Annotated in this window: 22 protein-coding genes and 2 pseudogenes; 8 read left to right on the forward strand and 16 right to left on the reverse strand. The window is 63.7% G+C overall.

What is annotated here, in order from left to right:
• Window positions 1-523 precede the first annotated feature (523 nt).
• Complete coding sequence (locus G5V59_RS16630; RefSeq protein WP_278259884.1) at window positions 524-685, forward strand: ATP-binding protein; 162 nt, start codon at window positions 524-526, stop codon at window positions 683-685.
• A gap of 110 nt (window positions 686-795) precedes the next feature.
• Here G5V59_RS16630 and G5V59_RS36880 read toward each other — a convergent pair.
• From G5V59_RS36880 to G5V59_RS16650, 4 genes and pseudogenes are all read right to left on the reverse strand, one after another.
• Window positions 796-1,200, reverse strand: a pseudogene (locus G5V59_RS36880) (helix-turn-helix transcriptional regulator); the annotation flags it as partial.
• A 72-nt stretch (window positions 1,201-1,272) separates the two neighbouring features.
• The gene (locus G5V59_RS16640; protein ID WP_278257203.1) at window positions 1,273-1,584 is read right to left on the reverse strand and encodes a hypothetical protein; all 312 of its coding nucleotides are present in this window, start codon (window positions 1,582-1,584) and stop codon (window positions 1,273-1,275) included.
• Between the two features lie 77 nt (window positions 1,585-1,661).
• Window positions 1,662-2,135, reverse strand: a complete 474-nt coding sequence (locus G5V59_RS16645; RefSeq protein ID WP_278259885.1) for a hypothetical protein — start codon at window positions 2,133-2,135, stop codon at window positions 1,662-1,664.
• Entirely contained in the window at window positions 2,020-3,297 is a 1,278-nt protein-coding gene (locus G5V59_RS16650; protein WP_278257204.1) for an AMP-binding protein, read from the reverse strand. The genes G5V59_RS16645 and G5V59_RS16650 overlap by 116 nt, the downstream gene beginning before the upstream one ends.
• Window positions 3,298-3,668: 371 nt before the next feature.
• On the opposite strand from G5V59_RS16650, the gene G5V59_RS16655 reads away from it, so the two are divergent.
• The gene (locus G5V59_RS16655) at window positions 3,669-3,986 is read left to right on the forward strand and encodes a hypothetical protein (RefSeq protein WP_278257205.1); all 318 of its coding nucleotides are present in this window, start codon (window positions 3,669-3,671) and stop codon (window positions 3,984-3,986) included.
• 1,164 nt (window positions 3,987-5,150) lie between these two features.
• On the opposite strand, the gene G5V59_RS16660 is transcribed toward G5V59_RS16655, so the two are convergent.
• From G5V59_RS16660 to G5V59_RS16690, 7 genes are all read right to left on the reverse strand, one after another.
• A complete protein-coding gene (locus G5V59_RS16660) occupies window positions 5,151-5,660 on the reverse strand; it encodes a hypothetical protein (RefSeq protein WP_278257206.1) in 510 nt (169 codons plus the stop codon).
• Window positions 5,599-6,384 (reverse strand): hypothetical protein, encoded by a 786-nt coding sequence (locus G5V59_RS16665; RefSeq protein ID WP_278257207.1) that lies wholly within the window; start codon window positions 6,382-6,384, stop codon window positions 5,599-5,601. The genes G5V59_RS16660 and G5V59_RS16665 overlap by 62 nt, the downstream gene beginning before the upstream one ends.
• An 89-nt stretch (window positions 6,385-6,473) precedes the next feature.
• A complete protein-coding gene (locus G5V59_RS16670) occupies window positions 6,474-6,647 on the reverse strand; it encodes a hypothetical protein (RefSeq protein WP_278257208.1) in 174 nt (57 codons plus the stop codon).
• 472 nt (window positions 6,648-7,119) lie between these two features.
• The gene (locus G5V59_RS16675) at window positions 7,120-7,809 is read right to left on the reverse strand and encodes a hypothetical protein (protein ID WP_278257209.1); all 690 of its coding nucleotides are present in this window, start codon (window positions 7,807-7,809) and stop codon (window positions 7,120-7,122) included.
• Window positions 7,810-8,190: 381 nt separating this feature from the next.
• Entirely contained in the window at window positions 8,191-8,622 is a 432-nt protein-coding gene (locus G5V59_RS16680) for an ATP-binding protein (RefSeq protein ID WP_341351232.1), read from the reverse strand.
• A gap of 402 nt (window positions 8,623-9,024) precedes the next feature.
• Window positions 9,025-10,371 (reverse strand): DNA cytosine methyltransferase, encoded by a 1,347-nt coding sequence (locus G5V59_RS16685; protein ID WP_278259887.1) that lies wholly within the window; start codon window positions 10,369-10,371, stop codon window positions 9,025-9,027.
• A 72-nt stretch (window positions 10,372-10,443) separates the two neighbouring features.
• On the reverse strand, window positions 10,444-11,082 hold the full coding sequence (locus tag G5V59_RS16690; RefSeq protein WP_278257210.1) for a very short patch repair endonuclease: 639 nt from the start codon (window positions 11,080-11,082) through the stop codon (window positions 10,444-10,446).
• A gap of 456 nt (window positions 11,083-11,538) precedes the next feature.
• Between G5V59_RS16690 and G5V59_RS16695 the strand changes: the two genes are divergently transcribed.
• From G5V59_RS16695 to G5V59_RS16710, 4 genes are all read left to right on the forward strand, one after another.
• On the forward strand, window positions 11,539-11,790 hold the full coding sequence (locus G5V59_RS16695; protein ID WP_278257211.1) for a hypothetical protein: 252 nt from the start codon (window positions 11,539-11,541) through the stop codon (window positions 11,788-11,790).
• Between the two features lie 2,049 nt (window positions 11,791-13,839).
• The gene (locus G5V59_RS16700) at window positions 13,840-14,580 is read left to right on the forward strand and encodes a hypothetical protein (protein ID WP_278257212.1); all 741 of its coding nucleotides are present in this window, start codon (window positions 13,840-13,842) and stop codon (window positions 14,578-14,580) included.
• 317 nt (window positions 14,581-14,897) lie between these two features.
• Entirely contained in the window at window positions 14,898-15,608 is a 711-nt protein-coding gene (locus tag G5V59_RS16705; RefSeq protein WP_278257213.1) for an ATP-binding protein, read from the forward strand.
• On the forward strand, window positions 15,605-16,567 hold the full coding sequence (locus tag G5V59_RS16710) for a hypothetical protein (RefSeq protein ID WP_278257214.1): 963 nt from the start codon (window positions 15,605-15,607) through the stop codon (window positions 16,565-16,567). The genes G5V59_RS16705 and G5V59_RS16710 overlap by 4 nt, the downstream gene beginning before the upstream one ends.
• A 659-nt stretch (window positions 16,568-17,226) precedes the next feature.
• On the opposite strand, the pseudogene G5V59_RS16715 reads toward G5V59_RS16710, so the two are convergent.
• Together G5V59_RS16715 and G5V59_RS16720 are read right to left on the reverse strand one after the other, a co-directional pair.
• Window positions 17,227-17,548, reverse strand: a pseudogene (locus G5V59_RS16715) (Lsr2 family protein).
• Window positions 17,549-17,676: 128 nt separating this feature from the next.
• Entirely contained in the window at window positions 17,677-18,063 is a 387-nt protein-coding gene (locus tag G5V59_RS16720) for a hypothetical protein (protein ID WP_278257215.1), read from the reverse strand.
• A gap of 2,358 nt (window positions 18,064-20,421) precedes the next feature.
• Between G5V59_RS16720 and G5V59_RS16725 the strand changes: the two genes are divergently transcribed.
• Both G5V59_RS16725 and G5V59_RS16730 read left to right on the forward strand, forming a co-directional pair.
• Window positions 20,422-21,672 carry a hypothetical protein gene (locus G5V59_RS16725; RefSeq protein ID WP_278257216.1) on the forward strand — a complete coding sequence of 417 codons (1,251 nt, stop codon included), beginning with the start codon at window positions 20,422-20,424 and terminating at the stop codon, window positions 21,670-21,672.
• A gap of 1,388 nt (window positions 21,673-23,060) precedes the next feature.
• A complete protein-coding gene (locus tag G5V59_RS16730; RefSeq protein WP_278257217.1) occupies window positions 23,061-23,639 on the forward strand; it encodes a hypothetical protein in 579 nt (192 codons plus the stop codon).
• A gap of 628 nt (window positions 23,640-24,267) precedes the next feature.
• Here the strand turns inward: G5V59_RS16730 and G5V59_RS16735 are convergent.
• Genes G5V59_RS16735 through G5V59_RS16745 form a run of 3 tightly spaced genes read right to left on the reverse strand, consistent with a single transcriptional unit; the run spans window position 24,268 to window position 26,616 of the window.
• Window positions 24,268-24,711, reverse strand: coding sequence for a hypothetical protein (locus G5V59_RS16735; RefSeq protein ID WP_278257218.1), 444 nt, complete (start codon window positions 24,709-24,711; stop codon window positions 24,268-24,270).
• The gene (locus G5V59_RS16740) at window positions 24,675-26,495 is read right to left on the reverse strand and encodes an AAA family ATPase (protein ID WP_278257219.1); all 1,821 of its coding nucleotides are present in this window, start codon (window positions 26,493-26,495) and stop codon (window positions 24,675-24,677) included. Before G5V59_RS16740 ends, G5V59_RS16735 begins: the two co-directional genes overlap by 37 nt.
• Window positions 26,380-26,616, reverse strand: a complete 237-nt coding sequence (locus tag G5V59_RS16745; RefSeq protein ID WP_278260306.1) for a hypothetical protein — start codon at window positions 26,614-26,616, stop codon at window positions 26,380-26,382. The genes G5V59_RS16740 and G5V59_RS16745 overlap by 116 nt, the downstream gene beginning before the upstream one ends.
• Window positions 26,617-26,705 lie beyond the last annotated feature (89 nt).

Genomic DNA, 26,705 nt, shown 5'->3' on the forward strand with positions numbered 1-26,705 from the left:
GCCTTCGACACCATGCTCGGGCAGATCGAGGCCCAGGTCGCCGAGCAGCAGCGCTTCGCGGCCAACGCCTCGCACGAGCCTGCGGACACCGCTCGCGGTCACCCAGACCCTGCTGGAGGTCGCCCGCACGGATCCCGGCCACGACGACGGCGAGCCTGGTCGAGCGCCTGTACGCGGTCAACCAGCGTGCCATCGACCTCACCGAGGCCCTGCTCCTGCTGAGCAAGGCGGACCGCCGCGCCTTCGTCCGTACGCCGGTCGACCTCTCGCTGCTCGCCGAGGAGGCCGCCGAGACCCTGCTGCCGCTGGCCGAGAAGCGCGGCACGACCGTCGAGGTCACCGGCGACCCGGTCACCGCCGCGGGCTCACCCGCGCTGCTCCTGCAGGCTGACGACGAACCTGGTGCACAACGCGATCGTGCACAACCTGCCCGAGGGCGGTCGGGTCGAGGTGGCCACGGCGGCCGGGCCGGGCGGCGCGGTGCTGACGGTCGCGAACACCGGGCCGCCGCTCTCCCCCGAGTCTGGTCGGCACGCTCGTCGAGCCGTTCCAGCGCGGCACCGGGCGGATCCGCACCGACCACTCCGGCGTGGGCCTCGGTCTCGCGATCGTGCGCAGCATCGCGGAGGCGCACGACGGCGAAGCCTGGTCCTCGCGCCACGTCCGGGCGGAGGCCTGCAGGTGACGGTGCGGCTGCCGGGCTAGCCGGTCTGCCGGCGCGACGGCGGCACCGGGGTGCCGGCCGGCCGGCCGGCGGCCTCCGCGCGCAGGCTGCGAGGCGGCGCGGCGGATCCGGAGGAACATCGCCGCAGAGGGCGTGGTCCCACCGACGGCGTACGACGACAGCCGGGACGCCGAGGTCCCCACCCGTCGCGCGAACTCGCGCCGGCTCAGGCCGGACTCGTCGACGAGGCGCCGCACCTCGGCCGCGATCGTCTGCCGTTCCCCCTGGTTCGTCTCCTCGCGCAGGGCGTCGAGGAACAGGCGCATCCCGTCGAGGTAGTCCTGGTGGCCGGCCTGCTCGGCGAGGCTCGACCAGGCTCTCGGGTGTAGGGCGACCACGGCTCCAGCGCGTAGTGCATGAGCCTGGCGGCGCCACTCCGCCAGGGACCCGGTCTCGAAGCAGTGCAGGAACTCCTCGACCGTCTCGATCGGCGGTGCCGGCTCGACGTCGTCCATCCCCTGCAGGAGGAACCGCATGGAGGCGCAGGCACACAGGCTCGGCGAGGTCCTGGTCCGCGCTCGCGGACAGCGACCGGTAGACGGCCGGCGTCAGGGCGAGGGTGAAGGCGGTCCCGATCGGGAGGTCCGGGTCCGGCTCGAGCGGGAAGGTCCGGTCGTGCTGGATCTTGGCGACCGCCATCCCCCCGAGTCTGGGCGACCAGGCTCCTCCAGGACGTCGTAGTCCTCGGGTCGTGGGGCGACGGCCAGGCTCGCCAGGTTGCAGACGACCGCGCTGTCACGGAGACGGACCCACTCGCCCCGCACCTCGGCGGCGCCGTCGGGCGGCGGCAGGATCTGTGCCCACGGCCAGTCCGGGCGGGCAGCGCGGAACTCCTCGCGCCGATCGACAGCGTCCTTCACCACGGTCCACAGGAACTGGGCACGCGCCCCCTGCGGCCCGACTCCACGACCGTCCAACTGTCCCCGCTCCACCTTCGTCATGCTCCACCTGGGCGACGCCCCACGCCACCCGGTGAGCGTCGGCGCGTGCGCGATCGCACAGCCCCGAGCCGTCCTCCCCATTGGACACCCCCCGCGGCATCCACACCATGGACAGCGTTATCGGATCCGGGACCGACGCCGCGGGGCACCGGCGCGGGGTCAGCCCGCGGTCTGCGGCAGCCGGCGCAGGGTCGGCTTGTCGATCTTGCCGACCGGGTTCTTCGGGATCTCCTCGAGCACCAGGATCTCGACGGGCGCCTTGAACCTACCGAGCCTTGCCGGTCAGGCTCCTCCAGCAGGCTCTCCGGGGTCGTCGTGGCGCCCTCGTTGAGGGCGACGTACGCCAGCGGCACCTCACCGAAGACGTCGTGCGGCCGGGCGACCACGGCCGCCTCGAAGACGTCGGGGTTCTCGTAGATCGCGGCCTCGATCTCCTTGGGGTAGATGTTCTCCCCACCGCGGATGATCATGTCCTTCACCCGGTCGACCAGCACCAGGTAGCCGTCCTCGTCGAACCGGCCCACGTCGCCGGTGTGCAGCCACCCGTCGACCAGCACCCTGGCGGTGTCCTCGGGCCGGTTGAGGTAGCCCTGCATGACCACCGGGCCCTTGATCAGCACCTCGCCCGGCTCGCCCTGGGCGGCGTCGGCACCGTTCTCGGCGACGATCCTGATCTCCTGGCCGGGCAGCACCGTGCCCACCGTCCCCGGCTTGCGCGGGCCCTCGACCGGGTTGATCGACGAGGCGGTGGTGGTCTCGGAGAGGCCGTAGCCCTCGACCAGCGGTACGCCGTACCGGTGCTCGAACCTGGCGATGAGCTCCGCCGGCATCGGCGCCGCCCCGCAGATGACCAGCCGCAGCGAGCCTGGTGTCCGGCTGCACGTCGGCGGGCAGGGCGGTGAGCATGGCGTAGATCGCCGGCACCGCCGAGAAGTAGGTCGGCCGGTGCTTCTCGACCGCGGCGAAGAAGGTGTCGGCCTTGAACCGGCCCACGATGGTCGCCTGCCCGCCCGCGCGGAGCGGGGTGAGCGTGCCGAGCACGACGCCGTTGGCGTGGAAGAGCGGCAGCACCAGCAGGCTGTGGTCCTCGGCGGTGAAGGAGAAGTGCTCGATGAACGACCCCGTCATCGCGTCGATGTTGCCGTGCGTGGTCATCACGCCCTTGGGCTTGCCGGTCGTGCCGGCGGTGTAGATCAGCAGGGCGAGGTCGGTGGGCGCCACGTCGACGGCAGGCGGCGGGTCGGCCGGGGCCGGGCCGCCGATGCCGAGCTCGTCGACGCCGATCCCCGCGATGCCGCCGACCGGCGAGCCGCCGTCGCCGGTGACGAGCACCTTGGCGCCGGCGTCGGTCGCCTGGTGGGTGACCTCGGCGCCGGTGAGCACGGGGTTGATCGGGGTCACGGCCGCGCCCAGGCGCCACGACGCGAGCAGCGCGATGATCAGCGCCGCACGGTTGGGGAGCAGCAGGCCGACGACGTCCCCCCGGCCGACGCCGGCGTCGCGGAGGCGGGCAGCGGCCGCCGTGACGGCGGCGTCGAGGCCGGCGTTGTCGAGCTCGAGCTCGTCGTCGCGCAGCGCCGGCGCGTCCGGCGCCGCGGCGGCGCGGGTGGCGGGAAGAGAGGCGACGATCATGCTCACACCTTCGTGTCTGTCGTGGGGACGGGCGGTCTGCACCGAGGAGGCGGGCCCGCCGCCGGGTCGGTGCTCGCCCCGGCCCCGTCCGTGCTGGGCTTCGGACGCTACCGGTCCCTGGACAGTTGTCAAGGTTTTTCTTGACGACTGTCCAGATTCGATTCAGCGGCGCAGCCCCTCCACGCCCCCGGGAGCCGGTGCCGGGTCGACGTCCCGGAACGAGAAGAACCCGTGACCGGCGGTGCCGGTCACGGGTTCTCGTGATGGTGGAGCTCATCGCACGGTGTTCAAACCAGCGCGACCGACTCAGCGCCCTTCGCCGAGCAGCCAAGCCTTCCGCTCGCGCTCAGGAGCCACCGCGCCAACCGCGCGTGCACCGGCTCAAGGATCGACTCGGCGCAGCCGCAGTCGACGAGATCCTGGATGCCTACCGCTCCGGAGAACCGGCCAACGCGATCGCCGCGCGGTTCGCCATCAGCAGGAATGCCGTGAACCGATTGGCCGCTGACTCCGAACTCCCGCGCCGCAACACACGCCTGACGCCGCGAGACAAGGAGCACGCAGTCGATCTCTACCGATCGGGACAGTCGCTCGCCGCAGTCGGCGACGCACTGAGTTGCGACGCCGCGACGGTCAGGAACGCGCTTATAGGGGCAGGCATTCAACGGCGCAGACCACAGGCTCGCTGATGCATGCTCACTTGGAGTGCCGGCGCTGGTGCGGACCGTTGCTCAGTGACCAGTGATTAAGACCGCCGGAGAACCGGATATGTCGGACGATGCCCCCGGTGATGCTGTCTCTACGTCAGAGGACGGCAATGAGGTCGCAGGCAAGCGAGTCCGAGCGCCACGCCCCGCCCGGACTGAGCCCCGCGCGAATCTTCGCGGATGGGACGCGGCGGTGCCTACCGCTTAGGATCGCGCCGGGTGGGTCGGCTACTTGCTCGAGACGCGGACAGACAGATCCGACCATGCCAATGAGTCATGGAATCGAATCGGTATGACTTCGAGCGGGTCGAATCGTTCCCCTTTGTGGTCGACGGCATCCCACGCACCGACCCGTAGCAGCAGGCTCACGGCCGCGGCTCGGGCCTGGTCGGAAGTGAGCAGCCGCAGACCGCCGGCCGGCAGGCTCGACTGGGGCCAGATTTCGGAACCGTCCCGGAAACCAGAGTCTTGGTTGCTCAACAACGTCTCGAGCACGCTCTGCCGCCTCTGGCGAGGAATCGGAGATCCCCACCAAAAAGACAAGACCTCCCAACCCGAACGCGACGAAGCCCAGATAGTTCCGGCCGCGACCGAGCCGGAGGGACTGATGCGCGCCGACCTCAAGTACGTAGTTGCGCGACCCACCTAGAGCCACGTGACACCCGGCAGGAACCGACCGCGTGCTGTAGGCGTCAGCGAAGAGCCTGCTCGGGAGCACGACCCGCTGGGCTCACGTACGTACGCAGTAGAGCCCGAATGTACGCCCAGAAGCCGAGATCGATGACCTCCGCACGAGAGAGACGTGCACGCTCGTTACCTGCAGTCAGTTCATGGATCACCGAGTAAGCAGATTCCTCGAGGTCGTTGAGCCACCCCTGATTACAGTCTCGACAGACCCTATTGATTGTCATATCAAATTGGGATATCGGACGCTCCTCGACGACCAGTCCATCAGCCGTCCGATGTGAGAACGTTAATCCAGCCGAATGAGGGTATGTCTCTTTAAACGCGCGTCGGAACACGTGTTCATTGGAGCGCTTGCCGTCTCTCGAACGGCAAAACAGGCAGCGCACCTCAGAAGATCGCACATGAGTTCGAGCTTCGGACCATTTTGGCTTGTTTATCTAAAGTTTTGGCGTCGGATCTTCACTTCGCCCGGAACTGAACGATCCCTGGCCGCGAACCGTGCTGGCTGACGGACGAGACCAACTCCATCAAGAGTTGTTCTCTGATTCGACCAAGGACCTTGAAACTCGACGTCTGAGCGGCTCCACGAACCCGAACAAACCGAGGATCGGCGCAGAGTTGGACCGGACTGCCGTCAATGATGAGTTCTGGGGATATCCAGCCTGTGGAACGTGGCGTCAGGCTGTAAGCGTCGTCCTTATCCGTTCGAGAAGGCAGCATCGCAGCAAACAAATACGGCACAGGGCCCGAGCTCTTCTGAGCATAATCGCATGCGGCGCCAATCCGGATCTGTACGGCTCGAGCGCCAACGGCGTGCTTACCCCAGTTGATTTTGACGACCTTCTCGATGTGCGCGAAGAAGTCATCCTGCGAATTGACGCCAAACTCCTCCCATGTAAAACCTTCTTCAACCTCGCAGATGGCTCCCCAGTCTGTCGGAGAGATCGATTCCAACATATCGCCGGACATCACGTGCAGACGAGTATTGAGGTCTGCCACCTGCGCCTTGCTGAGTCTCTTGCATGGGCTCGACTACCTCGCTGAACGCCTCACTCCATATGTTGCCGTCAGAGTGAGCAATGTGCTGCAGATGATCTTGGAGGAGCGGCAGGAATGCGGCATGGATCGCCAAGCGCGGATGTGCGTCGAGGTTTTCCTTGCCAACCGCCTCGGTGGAGATCTTCTTGAGCAAGGTCGCCAGATTTCCGGTCGGCCCAGCCTCGGCGTCCGTCACTCGGGGCGAGGTGGCTAAAGCGAGTGCGCCGGAAATCACCCGCGCTGCCGCGCCGGCAACGTCGACCTCCCAGTCAAGGAGCGCGGCCAGCGCCGGCGAGCCAGCGAGACACTCGCGGACTGCGCCGACAAGATCGCCAGCACCGTTCATGAAGTCGTTCTTCGAGAGCGGCAGGATGGAAACTGGTCGCAGGTGAGGACGACCCTCGTATGCGTGGTCTGTCAGGTACTGCTGCAGTTCCTCTACCCGCTCCGTTGCATCCGTCCAGAGGACAAGCAGGAAGGGGCCGTTCGTCGGATCAATCAAGTTGGTCAGCAGCCGCTGGATCTCGACGTAGTGCTTATTGAACTGGCTCGCCGCCACGCCCTCGATGAGTGAAGATCCATGAAGATCGCACGCGAATTGACGAAAAGTTCCTTGGCTGGATCCTGTTCCGAACTGTAGTGCACGCGTGCGCACGATGTTCCGAGTCCCTGGATCGCATCCGCAATCTGGTGTAGGTCACTTAGATCGTCGTCTACCACAACGAAGCGCGGAGGCGTGAACATTCATCCCCTTGGGAAAACCAAGGCAAGGGCTGCGCCATCGTAGTCCTCGCCGAGCGGAACAAGATCAGGATCAATCATCTGAAGCGAGCCACCGATGGCTTGCATGATCAGGTTCACATAGTACAGACCAACCCCGATGCCGTCAGGCCGCCGCGTAAAGAAGGGCTCGGTCATGTCCTCGAGTTCGTCGGAAAAATCCAGGACCATTGTCGGCGATGATCAGCGCTGGTCCATCGAAAGATTCCGAGTCTACGGCCATCAGTAGCCGCCGCGATGTGTCAGATTCGACCTCTGGCCATCGGGACGATAACCAGTACACGCTGTTGTCGATCAGGTTTGTGACGGCACCTAGAACGAGACCCAGTGGAAAGTGCGACGGAACCGGGTCTGCGCTGGGCCCGTGATCGACCCGGAGTTCCAAGGCAATGTCGTGGTTCGAGAGCCTGACGGCGTTCAGTTCTGCGGCGCGCTCAGCGAGACGACGGACATCGTGATCTTTGGACTCGCCACGGCGTAGGAGATCCCCAAAGCCTGTCTAGGACGCCCACGAGGTCGCGTGCCTGACTTAAGACCACCTCCGGGTCGGCGCCACCACGGAGCGCCGCGTTCAGCAGCCGCACCCCGTGGTCTACCTCGTGGTAGACGATCACCAGGGACATGCTCGAGGTGCCAGGCTCTCAGCATGATCTCGCGCATGTCGTCGTAGGCCTTCTGCGCCTTCACGATCAGCGGGTCGATCTTGTCCGATAGACCGTGCTTCTTTGCCGACCTTCTTGATGCTGAGCAGCGGCTTCTCGATACCCCCGCCGAGTGAGTCGCGCTTCTTCGAAAGCAACTTTCGAAGGTTCGCCTTGTCCTTGTTCCGCTCGGCTTCGAATACAGAAATGGCGCCAATGATCAGCGCACGAAGTCGCTCGAGCTCGATGCCCTCAACAAAGCCCTCGCGGTTGGTCTTCTCCTCAAGGCCGTTGCTTTCTTCGAGGGAAAGATCAACGGCGCCCACCACAATGTTGTTGCTGATTCGCTTCGACGGAGAGTTGATGCGCCGAAGGTCGAGCCCTAACCAGTCGTTGTTCGGCTCACCGTAGTTGTAGACGCGGATGCCGTCGCGGTAGACACGGACTCCACCGCTCTCGTTGAGGAATTCCTGCAGCGAAGCACTGTGGCCGATCTTCGCGATGACGTCTCTGTCGCGGTCATACACGAGGAAACGACCTGTGATTTTTCCAATTCCGTCTTGGTACTTGCGCAGACTCTTGACGGCGCGGGGCGGCTTCTTGGTCTCTTTAAGAGCCGAGAAATCGGCTTCTGGAAGGTCCTTTGGGTCCAGCAACACGCCGTCTCGATCATCACTGACGAGGCGCGGGGCGATTGGGATTCCCCTGAACCCACGAAAATGGTAACTCCAACTGAGCCTTGTTGTTCTCTAGGCTCGAACGAGAACTCCCACGGTGCGCTCGCAAGAAGAGTCTCAGCGTTGGGCAAGTCCTTCAACCAAGAGCGCTGGTTCGGCAGTTTTAGAATTGTCTTGAACTTGTCCGATCGCTCTGAGAAGGGCGAGGAGATTGAGGTAATCTGCCGGTAGAGCCGTCGAACCTCTCCTCGGGTCCAAGGTGTCCCCCGTAGCGAGGTGACGGTGACACGAGTGCCCTTGCGCCGTCCAGTGAAGACTTCGGGCTCTCGAGTGATGATCTCGACCCGAGCATCCTCGAGGTACTCAGAACGAGCGACCTCCTCCCAGTCGACCGACAGGACGACTTCGGCGCCGCCAGGCTCGCGCGATACGACCTCGACGACGCCGCCGAGCCTTGTGAACCGCGAAGCGCCCGACGCCCTTCTCACCGAGCGGCAGGCGACCCTTCGGTGAGCGCTTGCCTGCCTTGCGGTTCTTCGCCTTGTGGTCGTGTCCGGGAACCAGCCAGATGTCGCGGATCGTCTCGTACGACATGCCAAGTCCGTCGTCCTCGACGCGGATCCAAGCGTCAGGCTTGTCGAGGCGCGCCATCGTCACCGTGACGATGGATGCGTCGGCGTCGTAGGCGTTCTTCACCAACTCGAAGATCGCGAGGCGTGGGCTACCGATCAGGCTGGTCGCCGAGGAGTTGGAGCAGGCGGGCTCGCGGGCGGAAGCGCTCGCCCTCCGAATCAGACTTAGCCAATCGCTCTGCTCCGTTCAGTGTCTGCGGTGCATTAACACTACTTGGAGAAGTGGTGGGCTACGACACCTTACGATCACTAGGAGAATCAGCCGACTCAAGTCGCTGACAGAGACCATCGACTGACTCGAGCGGCATGGTCCGAATGGCCGCCATACGCAGAGCCGCCCTGTCACCAACGCCGACCAGCCTGCGCGAGCCCCACCTTGATATCAGTCCCAAGACCCTGATGGTGGTCTGGAAGGTCCAACAGACGACTCACGATCTGCGCGACCCGGCTGCTCACAAGCAACTGGCTGTGTCCCGCGAGAAGGCGGAACAGCCGTTGCTGGGCCGGCGACAGCGCCGCTGCCGAGGCGACGACATGATCCCGCCCCGCCTCTGAACGCAGCGGCTCAAGTTCCTCCAGCGCCCGCCGACGCGACGCACTGAGGTACTGCGTCGGCACCTCCAGCGCACCTCGCAGCACTGTTGCCCCGCGTACCGACTCCATGATGTTTCCGGCTGCGTCCTGCGGAAGTCGGTGCAGGTCCAGTGCCGCCGCGATGATTGCCGCCACAGGGGTCATGTCTGGTCCCGGGAACAGCCACCAGCGGTCGGCGCGCGCTTGCATCGCCCAGTCGTCCAGCGCTGCTCGAAGCAGTCCCGTGGTACCTGGCGCACCAACCTGATCCGGCGCTGCCACAGTCGCTACAGTCTCGCCCAAGAAGGGGCGGCACGGCGTTCCCGATCTGCCGGAAGGCATCGCTTCGAGTGCCCGCGAACCGGAAGGAGTCGGGGAAGGTCTGGATGCGAGCAGCCTCGCGTACGGTCAGCGTTCGGGCTTCTGACGGGTGGATGTACCAGTAGCCGTCCTTCGCGATATGTGCCGTGATGGTCCGGGAAAGATCGTCCCAGTCCAGCCGCTTGTACTTGTCGTTGAACGAATCCGTCCGGTACCGCTGCAGATGCTTCGGGAGGTCCGAGTAGAGCGTCGTAGACGTCATCAAACCGAACGCCTCCCGGTCATCCTCACGCACTGCTCGCGTCATGTGATCGTGGATGACCTTCGACGAGGCTGCCCCCCGCAGATGGCGTGCAAGGGAGTGCTCCGGCGAACCCTTGTAGACGAGTTCACGCTCGCCGGTGGTGTCACCCAACTGGGGCAAGTCCTCAATTGCATGGCGAACGGTCGGACGCTCACTGCTCGCCGCCGGCCAGAGTGGAGCGCTACCGTCATTCCTCGCTTGGAGGATGAAACGCTTGCGGTGTTGCGGAACGCCGTACCGCCACGCGTCCAGAAGCCGATAGTCCACGGCGTAGCCCTGTGACTCAAGGATGTCCGCGAGCTCACGCACAACGACCAAGTCGTCCCCGATCGCCATGTCAGGGACATTCTCCATGATCACCGCCCGCGGGCGTATCGCCCGAACGACCTCGATGAATGAGCGCCACAACTCCTTTCGGGCATCCACTTCCTCGCGGACTCCGTCATCCACAAGGCTTCGGATCTTGGCGCGGCCCGCTCGGCTGAACGGCTGGCAGGGAGGACCGCCAACGACGAGGTCGATGCCGGCTGGCGCGATCAGAGCGATGAGGTCCTTGACGGCATCGCCGTCAGACATGTCAACGTCCAACGCGAGACCTCTGAAGTTCGCACGGTGGGTCTCCAGCGCTCGACTGTCGTGATCCACAGCAGCGACAACGGTCCAACCGGCGGACTCTACGCCAGCACCGAGCCCTCCTGCCCCCGAGAAAAAGATCGATCGCCAGCAGGCGCCCGGCCGCCTTCTCGCTCCTACACCACTCCACGAAGGCTTTCTTCGCTGGGCGCGTCAGGGTGCGTCGGGAGGACCAGCCGATCTGATCGCTTCAGGGGCACGCCGTACGCCGCCACTCCACCGCTCCTTCGCTACACCGTCGGGACACGTTTTGCGCCCGCGCTCGTGCCCGGCAAACGTTCTGTAGACACTACTGACTTCTGAGCGACCTAGGCGACAGAAACTCGCCAATATGGGACACAGACCAGTCAACTTCCAAGCAACGCTCAGCGGCGCTGCTTGGGACCGACTACGGCCGCACAGACGCCATCCGCGACAAGCTTCCGGCGACTCGTGTTCCCAGAACCGAAGCACCGTCCAACCGCACTGCCGAAGGGCAGACGTGGTCTCAGCGTCCCGCTCCTGATTTCGTCGGATCTTCGACTCCCAGAACTCCCGATTCCGTACCGGCATGACGAAGTGCTCTGGGCATCCGTGCCAGTAGCACCCGTCGATGAAGACAACAACGCGTGCCTTGGTGAACACCAAATCACCCGTCCGCCTGAGCGTCGGCTCCGGTCGGTAGTTGATGCGGTACCGCAGACCCCGCGCATGGACCAGACGCCGAACCGCCAACTCAGCCGTGGTATCGCGTCCGCGGTTCCCCTCCATCGTCCGGCGGATCGCCTCGCTCGATGCCCATGAGTCCGCCATTGCCCTCTGAGCATACGACCGCGAGGATCAGCGCGGCGCGGGTCGTCGACCACTAGGCCTAGACCAGGGCGGAGCGCCGCAAACCTCACGCACATTCGACCGGCAAGCGGCCACGGGGCCGGAACCCGCAACCCCGTGGCCAGATGTCTGCGGCCGACTCTCGCTCACAGGACCAGCCGATCTGTGAGGCACGCTTCACTGCGCAAGAGCGTTGCAGCCAGGTCGGTGACAATGATGTAGTCCGGCTCGCTGACGGTGGCCGGCGATCCCGGATTGTAGGCTCTCCGCGAATAGCGTAACGCGCCAGGCACGTTGGCTTTCGAGACGTCTGCGGACCGCAGGGCGCATTAAGCGATAACTGTCACCCGGAAAGAGTGCGCAACACCAACCCCAGATCCTCAGTCCTGTCCAACCGACCGCAGGTGACGCCTTGACCGCCTTGCGGCCTCAGCGTCGATGTCTTCCTCGGCCGCTCGCCGCTCTTCGAGCCTGCATCTGCCGATCGATAGCCGCTTCCCTGTAGGCGTCAACCTTCCGATTCAGCGCTGCCGTTTCCTGCTCGACTTCACGATCGATGAGTTTGCCAACCTCGCCCTCCTGGGTGAGATCTCGAAGGCGAACGCCACCGTCATCCTCGACATCGTCTTCCACAGTTGGTTGCTCCTCTCGCTTCAGGGGTGGGTACGCCGAAGACGTCGGCGCCGATGAAGAAGCGTGGGGCCGCGGTTCCAGCGCGGCCCCACGCCACCGGAACCCCTCAGGCCTGAGCCCCTCCGATGACCAAGCGTCACCATCGGGTACTGAGGTAGCGTGCTGCTTGCGGAATCAGCATCGCGGTTCACAGGCTGGTCCTTCTCGTGACGCGCCAGGCTCGGGCCAGTCTCGGTCCGAACTGGCTGTTCGGATCACTCCTCCGTGCCCAGCGGGCCAACAACCCGGGATCTCGACTGGCTGCCGAGCCCTAGTTCCTGTACCCCTGACGCCTTGCTGAAGAACTTGCAGCGAGCGTACCCCTCCTCACCAGGCCGCGCATAGCATTGACCTGCGGCGACGATGGCGAGGCGTCGAAAAAGCCTAGTTGTAGCCAGATAGACACCAACACTTTTCTGCACGCTAGACTCACCCGGTAGCGCAAAGCACAACCGTCGCTGTGCGTAGAACAATGTAGGACTCCATGCAGTTGCGGGTAGGAAGCGAAAGGATCCGAGTCAGTGGCTGAGGCAAAAGTCATCCTCGCGAGCGCTCCTCCTTGGTCCATCGAGAACCGCAAAACTGCTGGCCAGCGAGTCCGGACGGCGCGATGAGATCCCCTTGCGTCGATCGTTCGTGCGGAACAATGACCCAAGCGTCGAGCCGCCGCTCGCGCGCCTCATTTCAGCCGGCGGACGCGGCGGGCAGGTACCACTCAAGGCTCTATCTCGCGCTTATCTGGCGCTGCTCGGGTGAGCCCTTCACGACAGACATCCTCGCCCGGCAATGGGCTGCCCTTCTCGGCCTCGACGAGCCCAACACCCTCGGTGCTCGGCGAGTCACTCGGGCCCTCGACGTTCTCGAAGATCTGCGACTGGTCAAGTTGGAGAAGCGCAGGGGCGAGTCGACGCTGATCACACTGCGCGAGGAGTCTGGCCTGAACGCGAGGTACACGTTGCCGTCAACCGCCTACGCCAAGGCAAGCGGCCCGGAGCAAGCCGCCCCTCACCTGTACTTCAAGATCCCTTTGAAGCTTGTGGACCGAGGGCCACATACAGTCCATGTCCGCCGCCGCGCTCGCCATGCTTCTAGTCCTGCTCGCGGAGCGGAACGTTGACGGGCGGCGCACCTGGTGGAGCACCGAACGGTTCCCGAGCCTCTTCAACCTCTCGCCGGCAATCCGGTCACAAGGGACAACTGAGAACCGAGTTGCGGTTTCTGGTCGACGTCCGCAAGGAGTCCGTCACCAGTTCGACATCGCCGACCTTCAGCCGGGAACGAGTGCGGAACACCTACAGGCTGATCGGAGATGCTCGGCCAGGGGCGATGGTCGAGGCTGAAGCGAAGGCACGAGCCTGAGCGCGCCAAGAAGGCCAGGAAGAAGCGCCTCGTTAGGACCGGCGATTAGCCTCGCCGCCTGCGCGCAACTGGCGCCGAGCGCCGCCGACCACTCGTCCGCGCCCATGCCTGAAGCCTACAGCGAGCCACGAGATCTCCTAGATTGCGCGCCTGTGACTGCTCGGCGGCGCTCTGCCGATCCGAGCGTGGGTGGCTGAGGAGCGACTCCGCGGTGGTGCCGCGGCAGTGAATGTCACCGGCGCCGACCACCCACCGTCCCGCTCCACCTTCGCCTCTAGCGAAAGCCACGCCAGCAGCCGACTTGCTGGTTGATCACAAGTTGCAACCTGGCAAGCCACACTCGATAGCAACACGCGCCGTCAGAAACAAATCGGCGCTAGCCTACGAGCCGTGACTCCAAGTCAGGCGGCGGCCAGCGTTGATCACCCCGACCCCCGGCGACCCGCCGATCGTGCTGCCTTCCGGGCCGGCCAAACCATCGATCGTCAGCGAAGCGCGCTGTCGCACTACATCGGAGTCCGCGAGTCTGGAACTCCGGTGTTCTTGAAATCGATCGTGCCCGCCCCAACGGCGAGGACGAGACGGAGGGAATGACCACCACTGCGTTCTGCCTCTCCAGGGTGGAACGGGCACTCACCCATGGTCGAACCACGCAAACCGGCACCTGGCACGACTTTCCCCTCCCGGAGGCTGTGAACTGGGCCTCCCTTGCTCGCGGCTTCGTCGCCGACTTCAACTCTTGGTACGGCAGGCTCACCGATCCCTCAGAAGCACGACGATCAACGCTTGGCGGATAAACAGTCGGCCAGCCCGATTTACACCGTCTCACTGCATCTTCGTGGCTTGTCCAGTGCCCTCGCGATGACTGCAACAGATGACGGCGTACGGCCCGGTCGCACCGTCGCCGCACAACTTGCCAGAATCTTGCGAGCCCGCGGATTCATGACGGCGACCGATACCTACGAAGCAGATGTCGAGCCTCATCCCGACGGCGCGACTGCGCTCGTTGACGGCCGCGTCAACTGGTATCTCACCTACTTGCTGGTCGACTCGCTCGCTGCTTGGCTAGAGCACGACGAAACGCTGGACGAGCCCCTTGCTGGGCAACTACGCGATGCACTGAGACCAGCGCACTCAGGTGCGATGCTCGGCGTCGCTCGCATGCTCGCACTGCAGGAATCGAGTATGGGTGGGATGTTTGACGCTCTCGACCTCGCCACGTGCACCGCGACTCTTCTCCGCGCCGCCAAGGCACTGAAGGCAGTCGATCTTCAAACCAAGGCTATGGCCCGCCGCGGGATATCGGTGCTCCTGTCCGACTACTTGCATCGCGACGGAACCTTTGTTCCCAAGTCCGCGCCCCTCGTCGACAGCAACCACACTCAAGTCGTCATTTCGTCCGCAGAACTCGGCGAGTCTGCTGCTCAGCGCAGCCACCGATGTCCTTGACGAAAGTTGCGCGATTGCGTTCGTCCCCGCAGTTCGTCTAACGAGCGAGCGCGCCTCCGGTCTCCGTGGCTGGGGTGTGGACGCGAAGGACTCGCCCAGCCGGCGCTCTGTTTTCGATTGTGTCTCGTCGATCGCACTCCTTATCGAGTACAGCGCAACTTGGGAAGACATCCGAGTTTGCTCGCGCCGGGGTCGCCCTGAAACTTGGAGATCCGCCATCGCTAAACCGAACTAGAGAATTGCCCGCGGCGGTTGCCGAGCGCATCCAAACCAAAACGATTAAGCCAATCCGAGACGGCCGCCGCAGCCTGGCGTCGATGTCCCTACTGCTCTATGGCCCGCCCGGCACCGCCAAGACGACCATCGCAGAACGAATCGCCGCAGAGTTGCAATGGCCGCTTCTAAAGTTGGATCCGTCAAGGCTACTGTCGTCAGGTGTCGATGGGATCGCCACCGAAGCCGAAAACCTCTTCGAGTTGCTCCCGCACCTCCGCAATGTCGTCGTGCTGTTTGATGAGTTTGAAGGTGTATTCCTCAAACGGGCGAGCAGCGTCACCGACATGAGTCGCTTCCTTACGACCTCGATGCTACCTCGTCTTCACCACCTCAGAGACTCCGAACGCATCGTCTTCATTATCGCCACCAACGACCGTCGCGCCATTGACCCGGCGGCATACCGCCCCGGGCGCATTGATGAGCATATCGAGGTTGGACCTCCCGATGGCAAGGCGGCTCTCCAAATAGCCTTGAACATATCGCGAACCGTCGCTAAGCACGTCCTTCCGATCAATGCGGTCGGACACGGCAACAACTGGGACCAACTTTGGGAGGACATCGCCCGGCGGACCTCTTTGATCAACAAACTTGACGGACTAACGCCTGCATATATTGTTCGATGGGTTGATTCAATTGCCTTGGGATTCAACAGCAATTATACTGTTGATATGGCGATCGACGAGTTGGAAGGATTGAAGAAGCGGCACGCTGACGAGTTGTCGGAGACACAGCGAGAGGGATATACGCGGTGAAATCATCGACCGTCAGGAAGGCGTTCGGCCTTCTTCTCTCCGATCTCGGGATCGCAACAGTAGAAGGGGCCTTCGCCCTAGCCTCTCGTCGCCGCTGCGCAGCCATCTACACCGCTTTCGACGGTGATCTCTTCTATTTCACAGACGCTATGGCCCGCCACGTGTTCTCGACCGGGAATATTCCCATCAACCCAGAATCCTGTTTGGGATACAAGGACGCCGTTGTTCACCTTGCTACGAAGGAGAACGTGCTCCGGTACGACGTCGCGCTCCTTGGTAAAGCCGATGAAGTTTGGGTCTATACCGATCAAGATCCTTGCAGCCCGGCATGGTCATCCATGGCAGAAGGCGTTTTGGTCGAAGTCGTCTGGCATGCGATTCGTTCTGCGATTGCCGGGCGACGAAACTTGGTCTCTTTTGTTGATATCGGGCGGGTAGTCGCGGGCGACCACGCCGCGCCGGTGCGCGTTGATGTCTCGATCCAAGACTTGCGCAGCGCGCTACAGGATGACCTTCCCGAAGTGCTTGCTCTATGCGAGAAACTAGCCGCAGAGGAGCCCAAGAAGGTCGGAGTAGCACTTCACGCACTTCCCGACGCGAAGTACGATGGGTGGCTTCGCGATTGGATTCTTCGCCTCCGCATGGCGCCAATCGTTCCCACGCTCGCGTTCGATTCTGGCGACAGTTTGCAGGCCCATTGGCTAGCACAGGGGTGGATTTGGGCACTTGAGAATGCTGACGTAATAGTCGAACTTGATCAGTTGAACGGGGCGCCAACAAAGTTTCATGACTTTCTCCGGTCGCACGCACGTAGTTGCGTCGGCACTATCATCCAGAGCGGCTGGGACGAGGTAGGCGCTCCCAAGGCCGTGCAAGGGGACTCGTGGGCGATCACCGACCGCGAGCGAGGACTGGCTCCTGGCAACATCCGCACTCCCCCGGCAAGCGAGTTGGCATGATTGAGGTCGAACAGAAGTTTCGCATCACACCGGATCTTCGCAGGGAGTTGGAAAAGCGTGTAGAACTTGAATGGTCGGCACCAATTCGGCAAGTAGACGCGGTCTATCTCGAAGTAGAGTCCTTCGGCGAGTTCGTTGCTGGTTCGCCGGTCCTTCGCCTTCGGTCCGAAGGCGACTCTGTCACCATGACGGCTAAGCAGCGGATCCCTGAAGGCGCCTCAAACGAACTTGACCTTGGAGTCTCCTCGGAGGAGGAAGGCTCATAACCTCCTTGAACTGATCGGTTGGCACCGCGTGGTGCATGTCTCGAAACTCCGCAGGACTGCACATCTTGACGGAGTCACGCTCACGCTTGACGTCGTAGACCAGTCCGGAGCGTTCGTCGAACTGGAGGCTTCTTGTTGACGCAAGCACCGAGGTCGAGGCGGCGCGGCGCAAGTTTGCTTCGGCGCAAGAAATGCTCGGGCTGAAAGATGCGTGGGTAGAGCCGCAGAAGTACGACGAACTCTTGTCCGCTCTCGGCGCCTGAAGGTGAGGGCGGACTCCGCGAGGGCAACCGTGAGGGTCCTGCAACTGGCCTAATCCCGCGAAGGAGTCTGCGGTAGAACTGTGGCCACACCGGCTAGGGCGCGAACGAAGTCGCCTCGAGTATTCCGCGGTCAACGCGCGGCGTCGTAGGCCGTGCGCACACTAGCGGGAATGCGACCACGCGCCGGGACGTCGAGACCCTGCTTGGTCGCCCACTCACGGATGTCGCTGGCTGAGGGGCCGGCTTGGGGGGCCCGCTTTCCACGGCGCTGAGATGAAGCAACGCGGCGAGCGCGCTCGACGTAAGAGGACAGCGCCTTACGGAGCCTTCTCGGCGTTCTTGTCGTTCAGATCGATCTCGTAGTTCGAGCCGTCAAGGCTGAAGGAAACCGTCTCGGTTGCTTCACCGCCGTCAAGGTCGTCTTCGAGCAGGGTGATGATCTTCTGAGCCATGCGGCCGAGCCTCGCACTAACAAGTTCATTTTGGCAATCTATGACGTGCAACGTGACGGTACGCACTGCGCGGTCAGCAGTCCGACTCTCCTTGCTGCAAGGCATCGAGCAGTGATTGCGGCCACGATTCATCCGGTTCGATAGCAGCCGGGACGACGTAAACTCGGGCCTACATGGACGATTCTTATCCCAGGAACAGCGTCCACGAGGAAAGCCTTGAAAGAGGGATGGCCCAACCAGCCGGTCACATTATCTTGGCCAAACGTCGAACGTAGCCTCGCCGCGATAGTGGCCAGCGACGTCGGCTTGTGCAACTCATCGACGATTCGCCTCGTCTCCGCCCTGATGATCTCAGGCGACACCGAGGCCGGCCGCTTCTCTTCCTGTTGACGCAGATTGGCTTCCTCGGGCGCAAAGCCGGCGTCTACCTGGCTTGCGCGAGCAAGTTCTATTTGAATGTCTTCTGCGATGTCGTCGACCGTGCCGAGCAATTCGCCCATGCGTAGCGACAGCACGTCAACGAGCGGAGGGACGTCCTGGCCGGGCTTGTAGGTGTCCTCGTGGGTGAGTTCGCCCCAACCTTCCTGCAGCAGGGTCCGAACCTGGAGCTCGCCGCGGACGTTGCTGCTGCCGCCGATGCCGGGGACCTCTGCGACGAGGTTGGCGTGGTAGGCCCGGTAGCCCGACGGTTTCGGCGTCGTGACGTAGTCACGCTCCGACCCCGTTTCGAAGGCAACGCCAAATTGATGCGACTCTTGGTTCCAGACTCGACTTTTCGAGACGGCTGTTCAACTGGGCCTGTAGTCGGCGCACGTCGGACTTGTTGGTGCACACGACCCGAACCCCCACGAGATCGTCAATGACGTCAGGGACCGCGGCGACCGACCCGATCGTCTCAACATAGCGAGACGAGTTCATCTTGGTCCAAAGCCGGACCGGATCCTTGATCCGGCTCTGTGGAGGACGAAAGCGTCCCGTCCCATACTCTGCCTCGATCCTCGACGTTAGGTCGACGAGAATCCGGCAGAGCGTCTGCCTTGCTGGCTCGAGCGCCGCCCGCGAGTAGACCTCGTACCAGGCTGGTGAACTCCTCAAATGAGAATGGCAGGCTGCCTGTGTCGCGGGTTGTCACTGGGTCATTGTAGGTGCAATCCTGCAGCGACGAAGGGGCGCGTGAGGGGCAGCGCCAAGGCGTCGGGAGTTCCATTGGACGGTCCATGACGCCTCCCGAGACGGTGACGGAAACTTGTCCGGCACGAACCGTCGACACCGCTTTTTCCCGCAAAGAGCCCCGCCGTGGGGTTACTCCTGCCTAGACTCCGCGTCGATGTGCCTCGAAGGAGCGCCGCATCACGATCCGGGAGGGAAACCGGAAGGCAGCGCATCCGCGCTGTCCGGGTAAGTGGGTTTGGGTGAGGATCCAGATGATTGTTCGGCGTCATGCGATCGGTTTTGTGGCTTTCGTGCTTGCTGCCACCGGCGGTGGCCTAGCGATTTCGCCGGGAGCCTGATGCGAATGAGGGCGAGGTACCCGTTGCCGACCAGGGCTCCCCTGTGCCGGTCGAGACCACAGCCGACAGCATCACCTATCAGAACCCCGACGGCAGCCTCACGACCGAGCCTTGAAGCCTGGGCCGGTGCGGTTCCTCGAAGGCGGCACCTGGCAAGACATCGACACCACGCTCGTCCACCGCGATGGTGCTTGGGTACCGAAGGCGTCCCCGCTTGAGCCTTCGGTTCTCCGATGGGGGGGGATGACCCTTTCGCTGCGTTGGAGCGCGAGGGTGGCGATTCTGTATCGCTGGCATGGCCGAGCGACCTCCCAGAACCGACCGTCGACGGCGCAACTCTGACATACCGGGACGCCCTTCCATCCGGTGACCTGGTGGTGACCGCCTTAGCCTACGGGTTTCACGCACTCTGTCGTGTTAAGGAAGGCGCCCCCCGCAGGGGCAGCGGTTCGAGGTGCCTATCCCGGTGAACCTGGACGGAACGAAAAATTCAGGAGACGGCGTCCGGCGGCGTTCGCATCAGTAACCCCGGGGACACGGCGCTGACCGCGCCCCGGCCGGTGATGTGGGACTCCGAGAACGATGCCGCGGGCCTTCCGGAGAATGTTCGCCCTGTCGACGTCACGATCGAACACGACCCTGCCGACGCATCAGTCGCCGGAGCCGACGCCGTCCTGATGCTGCGTCCCGACCCGGCCGTCCTCGCCTCTCCTGCGACGACCTACCCCGTAACGATCGACCCAACTTTCACGATTCCGTCACCCGCTGCCGACACCTTCGTGCAGAACGCTGGGAGCCTACACCTCGGGTGGAACGGTTGACAACTGGTCGACTCTTCGCGTCGGCACGCAAGACTCTGGGGACCACATCGCGCGAACTTTCGTTCGGTTCAACACGATTGCGCAATCTGCCCTGTCCGCGTGGGTGGTGGACGACGCCGCCCTCAAGACGCGCGTGGTGAAGTCGTTGTCGTGCACGAACGGCTCAACAGTCGCGCACCGCCTGACCGAGTCGTGGTCACCGTCAACGATTACGTGGTCGAACATGCCGACGGTCGCGGCCAACTCTTCACCACCTCAGTACTCCCTGCCACACGGTGGGCCCGTAGGTTCGAGCCTGCGAGGCGCATGGCTGGGCATCGTGGGACGTGACGTCGGCCGTTCAAGCGTGGCAGGCGGGCGCCGGACAGTACGGCTTCCAGGCTTTCTGCGGCTACTCCCACCTGGAACGGCGAGCTACCGGGAGTTCCGCTCCTCCGAACTCAGCCCCACTGACACTTCGTACCACCCCAAGTTGGTAATCACCTATCGACTCCGGCCCGGCGTTCCCTCGGGCCTGAATGTCACTCCGTCTCGGGGCAAGGTGACGGCGACTGGGACGCCGGCGTTGCGCGCCACGGTTACCGACACCGACTCCGACCAGATCACAGCGAAGTTCCGGATCTTCAATGACGCCGACCAGTTGCTCACCACCTTGGAGTCGGACCCGGTTGCGAGCGGGGAAACAGCAGCCGTCACGGTTCCCGAAGACGTACTCTCCGCCAATGCCACGTTCTCCTTCGATGCGCAGGCCAGCGACGGGTCACTGAGTTCCTCGGTCTCTCCGCGGTCAACCTTCCAAGTCAAGCCGGCGTTAACCAGCATCCCCGCGCCGACGTGCACAGCACCATGCACCGCGGTCGCTGATCAAGTGCTCTTTGATGAGGTAGTGCCGGCTAGGACGACGAGGGCGGTGGCCGTCGTGGTACCCGGTTACGAGCAAGGCGCCGTCGACAGAGTTCAGACAACGGCAACCATCAGCGACTGGAGCGCGGCCGGGTCAGTCACGATCGCAGATGCGGACTACGCCGCCACGGACCCAGCGTCATTCGCGTACGGCACCGATTCGCCGGTCACCGGCACCGCTGAGGTCTACCCCTCCTACGACGCAGACGCCATCACGATCGCTAACAACGGCGACGCCAGCGCTCGTGTCCGACTGGTTCTGAATGCCGTGGTGCCGATCGATACGGCAACCGACGCTGCTCTCGACGCCGCCGAGGACTCCGTTGACGATGCCGCCGCTGAGACCGCCATCGAGAACGACCCGTCCGACTACGAGGACGTGGAGGCAACGACCAAACTCGTCACGAACTCGAGCCGCGAATCAATGGTCCAGGCTGAAGAGGCTGCGGTCACGGAGCCCCGGCCGCAACTCAGACTTGGGCCTGCCCGGAGGACGGCGACCCCAACGCTGCCTGTTCCAGCGAGCCTTGTACCTGTATCCCCGACAGCCGAAGATATTGCAGCCACCAAAGCGACTCTGAGTGACCCGCCGACGTCTGACGTCACCGGGCGTGTCGACCCACGGTTCGCGCAGGCGGTCGGCACGAAGTGCTTCGAAAATTCGAGCCGGTGGGTGTCGAAAACACGGTTTACGGGCTGCAGATTCGAGTATTGGGCGAACATCTTCCGCACGGTCGGGCGAAACTCTCGGACCACGGGGGTCGCCTACTTCACGGTGCAGCGATTGCTCAGGACATACTGGCTCACGCCACGTGTCACCATGGCTGTGCGGTACGTCCGGAGCGATAAGTCATGGGGCACGGGAACGAGCCTTCGGGATCACCCATGACATGACGTGCACCGACGGATGCGCCCCGGACACTCGCAGGCTGGCAAATCGGTCCTGTGCTCACCTCTACGTCGAAGAAGTCCAGACTTCTACTTCGAAGACATTGACATCGACATTCGGCCGAACCAGGTTTTAAGCCGAGATTGCTGTTTAAACAACGAGTGTGCGGCGCGTCCAGTTGCCAAATTCTTCCCCCTGTTTCCAGCGTGCCGACCTACAACGTCGTGAGGTGCGATTACCTGCATTACCTTCAGACCTCCAGCGCGGGATGCGTGTTGCCTGGTTACAGGCCCACCCTGACGATGTCACTTACCGGAGATGCTCCTGAGACCGCTGCTCACATCCAGCGGGCCCAGTCCAAGTTGTGGAACAATCCTGGTCGGCGAAATGCGAGCGGAACCGGCTACCCGTTAGTTCGCAAGTACTGGCCGCGCAACCAGCCGAACTTGAACCGGCGAGAAATGCGACGCAAGTGTCGCGCAATGAAGAAGTCGGGTTCATGTGACGAGTACGCTTTCGCCTCGACCTACCAGGGCTGCTACTTCATGACCTGCAGTGTCGACCGAATCGACCTCGAAGACAACAAGGCTGGCGGACGACAATTGAACTTGTTGCTCTATAGGCCATTCCGAGTTCTCGACGGCGACGCATACTGGGTAAGGATTGTTCCGTGATGAAGAGAAGCCCCATGATCCCGGTTGCGGCCGCTGCCTTACTGATCGGCGTCTCCGCCTGCGGCAATGAGCCCTCGAAAGCCACGCGCTCTGCCGAGCAAAGTACTGCAGCCGACACGAGTCTCGCGGCCGACGGGCACACCGGGAACCCCATTTAGCGCAGGCGCCGACGATGTCAGGGTCGCGGCCGTGGTGTGTGAGCCGCTGCGGCTTAAACGATTCCGATCGATCGTGAAGCCAAGCAAGGCTGCAGTGCCGGTTCAGGCCGCCCGCGTCGCGGATACGAACCCGCAATGGGCCTGGGTAGTTGCTCGCTACGACAGCGGCACGGCCGCTTGGTTGGTAGGCCCTCCCGCAGCGTCTCCTCGCATCTACGCCGGCGACGAGACTCGCTCGTTCACTCACGCCCGGCGCGGCGCGCGCCGAATCCGTCGCTGCAGTCACGTTTCAGCGGGCGGACGCCACTCCCTGCCTGGAGCGCGATCAAGCTCTTGAGAGTGAACTCATGAACGAAGACCTGCCGCCGGGGTTCTGATGACTGCGTCGTCAAGCCTGTCGGACCGATTCTCTTGGTTGACCTCCTGGCCGCCCCTAGCAGGCGGGGGCTGCGTCTCCTTCGTCAAGCGGAACGACAGTGCCTCGGTTCTCCACGCCTTCGGGGCGATTTTGGAGCCGGAGGCCGGCTCCCCTCTTGGCGCCACAGAGCAGGTAGCGGTGCTTCAGGCCGCAATGGACGGCGGGGCAATCGCGGCCGAACCCAACGGCGGCTACCAAGGAAGCAGACCAGAGGTTCTCGTCGACCTTGCTCAGGCTCGCCGAGGGGGCCGCAGCGCCAGCGTCCACTGGAACATCCACGGCGCAGTCTTCTTTGCATACGCAGAGCGCAAGAAATGCGGTCAGGTCGACCTCAGCGGCTGGTGCGAGGAGGATACCGCGACCTTGCCGAAGGCCCTCCGGAACTGGGCCACAAACCACATAGAAGACGTCATAGCAGATCCCATCTCAAGCGGGATCGCAATGGCCTGCGAGTTCACCGACGTCGCCCTCGCGGAGCCGATGCTCGACGGTGAGCAGACCTTCGTGCCAGTCGTACCCAAGCCGCCCTCCGTCATCATCGACTCTCTCGAATCCACGCCACTCAACTCGCGCGATCCCGGACTCGCCGCAGCCGTTGACCGTCTTGCAGATGTGCGGCAACGCTCGGTTTCGCAGTGGGTGTCCCTACGGCTCCTCGAACTCGCTGAGCCTGGACAACGACGCCCACCTCAGCGAGGCGACCATCCGGACCGGTGACAACGTCCCCAAGGACCTCCCGCCAGGTGCAAGGTTCCGACTGGCGGCCATCAACGCGAGCGTCAATGCGGAAAACTCAGGTGCAGGCTTGGCCGGCCGCGGCCCCTCCCTCGAACTTCGCCGGTTGTGGGTCCAGCACTGGGCTGGCTATGCCCTGAAGTACTCGGTTCACCCCGATGCCGCTACCGCAGGCTTGGCGAAGTCTGTACGCGTCGATCTTTGCGACCGCCAACGCCCAAATGATTGACCCGCAGAACCCGATCGCTGAGGGGCTAAGCGTCGAAATCCACGAGAAGGTCGGCGTACGCGACTAGCCGTACATCAACCCTCACAAACAGTAGTTGCGTTCGGGCTCGACGGGTCAAAGAAGTCGGTAAGGTGGGTCGACCATCGGAAGATCGGCGTCGACGGTACTTGCCCGGCGGCTGTCGTCGTGGAGCGTTGCGACGAGGGTCGGGTGTGCTTCACCGACTCGCCGCGGATCGCATACATCGAGCCTTGCAGGCTGCGCGTGCACGCCGGTCGCCTCAAGAGTCGGTGAGTCGCGATGGTGGGGCACACTACTTACACGGCAGTGCGCCGGCCGTCAGACCGTTCAGGGACGTTTTCCGTTCCGCCCAGATCGGGCTCACAACTGGGACCGAAGGCGCTCACCGAACACGTAGGCCACGCCGCCTAACAGGACGGCGCCGGCCAGCAGGATCGGGCCGACATCGACAGCGGTCAGGAACGCCTCCGCTTGCGTGAAACGAAGCCAGCCGTAGATGCCGATCAGAATGGGTGGCCAGTACCAGTCGCCGAGCAGCACCACGAGTACGGCTGCAGCGGCGACGAACAGTGGAACCGTGGCGTAGAGCGCGCTGTCGACTGCGGCGCTCAGTGTGACGGCCGCCGGTATGGCGGCGATCTGGATCAGGACGTAGCGCGCGGTGCGAAGCCAGACCACGGGGCGCTGCGACAACCGGTTCAGATCTTCGGTGGAGTCGATCAAGGCGTGGCCGAGCAGAAGCGCAGTCAGCGGGGGCGCCAGGTTCGTCAAGATGACCGCCTGCTCGAACGCGGGCAGCGGCACAGTCTCCCCAGAAAGCAAAAAGACCGCAGGCTGCCAATAGGCCCGCGAACAGCAGGCTGCGCGGCAACCCCCAGGCTCGCGAGATGGCCAAGCAGGTCCGGTAGGTGTTCACCAGGGCAACTTGACCTCGTCGATCTCGCAGTTCCTGAGCCTGGGCGTAGGTGGTGATCAGCCACTTTCGCTGCTCGGAGACCGGCAGAGAAAGCCAAGCCTGCATCAGCATCGGTCTGCTTGACGGTCAAACTGCCGTCGCGTTGCAGTAGCCATCGGCCGATCTGCCGGCGCACGTCGAACCACGCATCGGGTGGGCCGGCGTTTCCCATGAACTGCTTGCATAGCCGCGGCATCGTGAGGGCTTGGGTAGCAGTGCCGTCATTGACGTCACCGGCCAACAACTGCTCTGTCGGCAGGTCAATGATGCCGTCAGACGATTCGAGGTACTCCGCAGTCCGCACCGGCACCAACTGAACAAAGCGGTTCGGCAGGCTCACCCCTGCTGACTCGAGAAGCGCGGCTTGCCGGTCGACGCGAGGAGCGAGTTCGTCGAGGCCGCGACTGGTCTCGGTTGCCATGCAGACCTGTGGCGCCGATCCGGCACAGTCCAGCCGAAGATCCCCGTCGACTGCCTCATACCGTTCCTGATCGCCAACAGTGAGCGCGACGACGGCGACCACGGCTGGCAATACGACCGCGAGCCCAACAACTTGAGCGGCAGTTGAGGTGCGCGCCCACGGCAGGTTGGCAGCCCAGCACAGCACAACGGCGGTACCGAGCGCCGCAACGGCCTCGAGGACGAGGGGCCACACGGCGAAGGTCTCGCCGACCAGCGGTCCGGTCACCCCGCCGATTCGAAACACCTCAGGGACTGCACCGGTGGCCGACAAGACGCCGAGCGCGAACGAAACCGCGGCGGCGACCGGTACGAGCCACCGACGCTTTCCCACACTGCCGACGAACACGCCAACCGCCACGTTGGCCGCGACGAGACAGATCGCAGGCACGATCACCCAATAGGTTGACGGGAAGGCGTGCGCCCCCGCGATACCGGCGGTCGAGGTTGTGACGAAACAGGTGACCACGACGGCCGCCGACCCCAGGAACCAAACGGCGATCGCCGGCTGCAGCCACGCGCGCAGTGGACGGCTGCTTGTCAGCGTCGCTGATGCCACACCAGCATTGGTCATCCGCACATATGCCGCGCAGGCCATGCCCGCGACCACGGGACCGACCAAGGCGACGCTGAAGGTGCCCCAGTCGAGCGCCATCTTCCACGAACCAGTCCACTCAGTGCCACGTGCGGCGGCCGCAACACTCGCTGCCGCCAACAGGACCAGGAACTGCAACGCCACGACGGGCGGCCGGCCGAGCCAGGCGAAGAAGCGTGCGATCACCGGGCGCCTCGCGAGACCGTGCTGAGGAATGCCAGACTCGGCGGACTGCTCCGGTCCTCCGTGGTCCTCTACGAACGCGCGAGTCGGACCGTGGTGAAGTACCTGCCCCTCGGCAAGCACCACGATCTGGTCGGTCATCTTCTCGACGTCCTCCATGACGTGGCTGCTGATGAAGACGCTGGCACTCGCGGGCAGTTCCTGGACGAGGCGGCGCAGGTTGGCTCGCTGTTCGGGATCGAGGCCGGTGGTCGGCTCGTCGAGCAGCAGCACCGTGGGGTCAGTGACCAGGCTGGCCGCGAAAGCCAGCCGGCGCTGCATTCCGCCAGATAGTCGTCCGACGCGGTCCTTCTGTCGACTGCTGAAACTCAACCTGATCAAGGAGCGAGGCCGCACGCTTCGCTGCATCGCGGGCGGATATTCCGCGCAACCATGCGTAGTAGGTCAGCGCATCTACGGCGGTCATCTCTGCGGGAAGGTGCAAGGCCTGCGGCATGTAGCCGACCTGCGGCAGCACCCGAGTCTCGCCCGCGACCGTACAGGTTCTGCTCGTTGAGCGTGACCTGCCCGCCCTCTGGCCGGCGTGCACCAGCCAGAGTGGCGAGC

This window comes from Nocardioides convexus, from assembly GCF_011090295.1.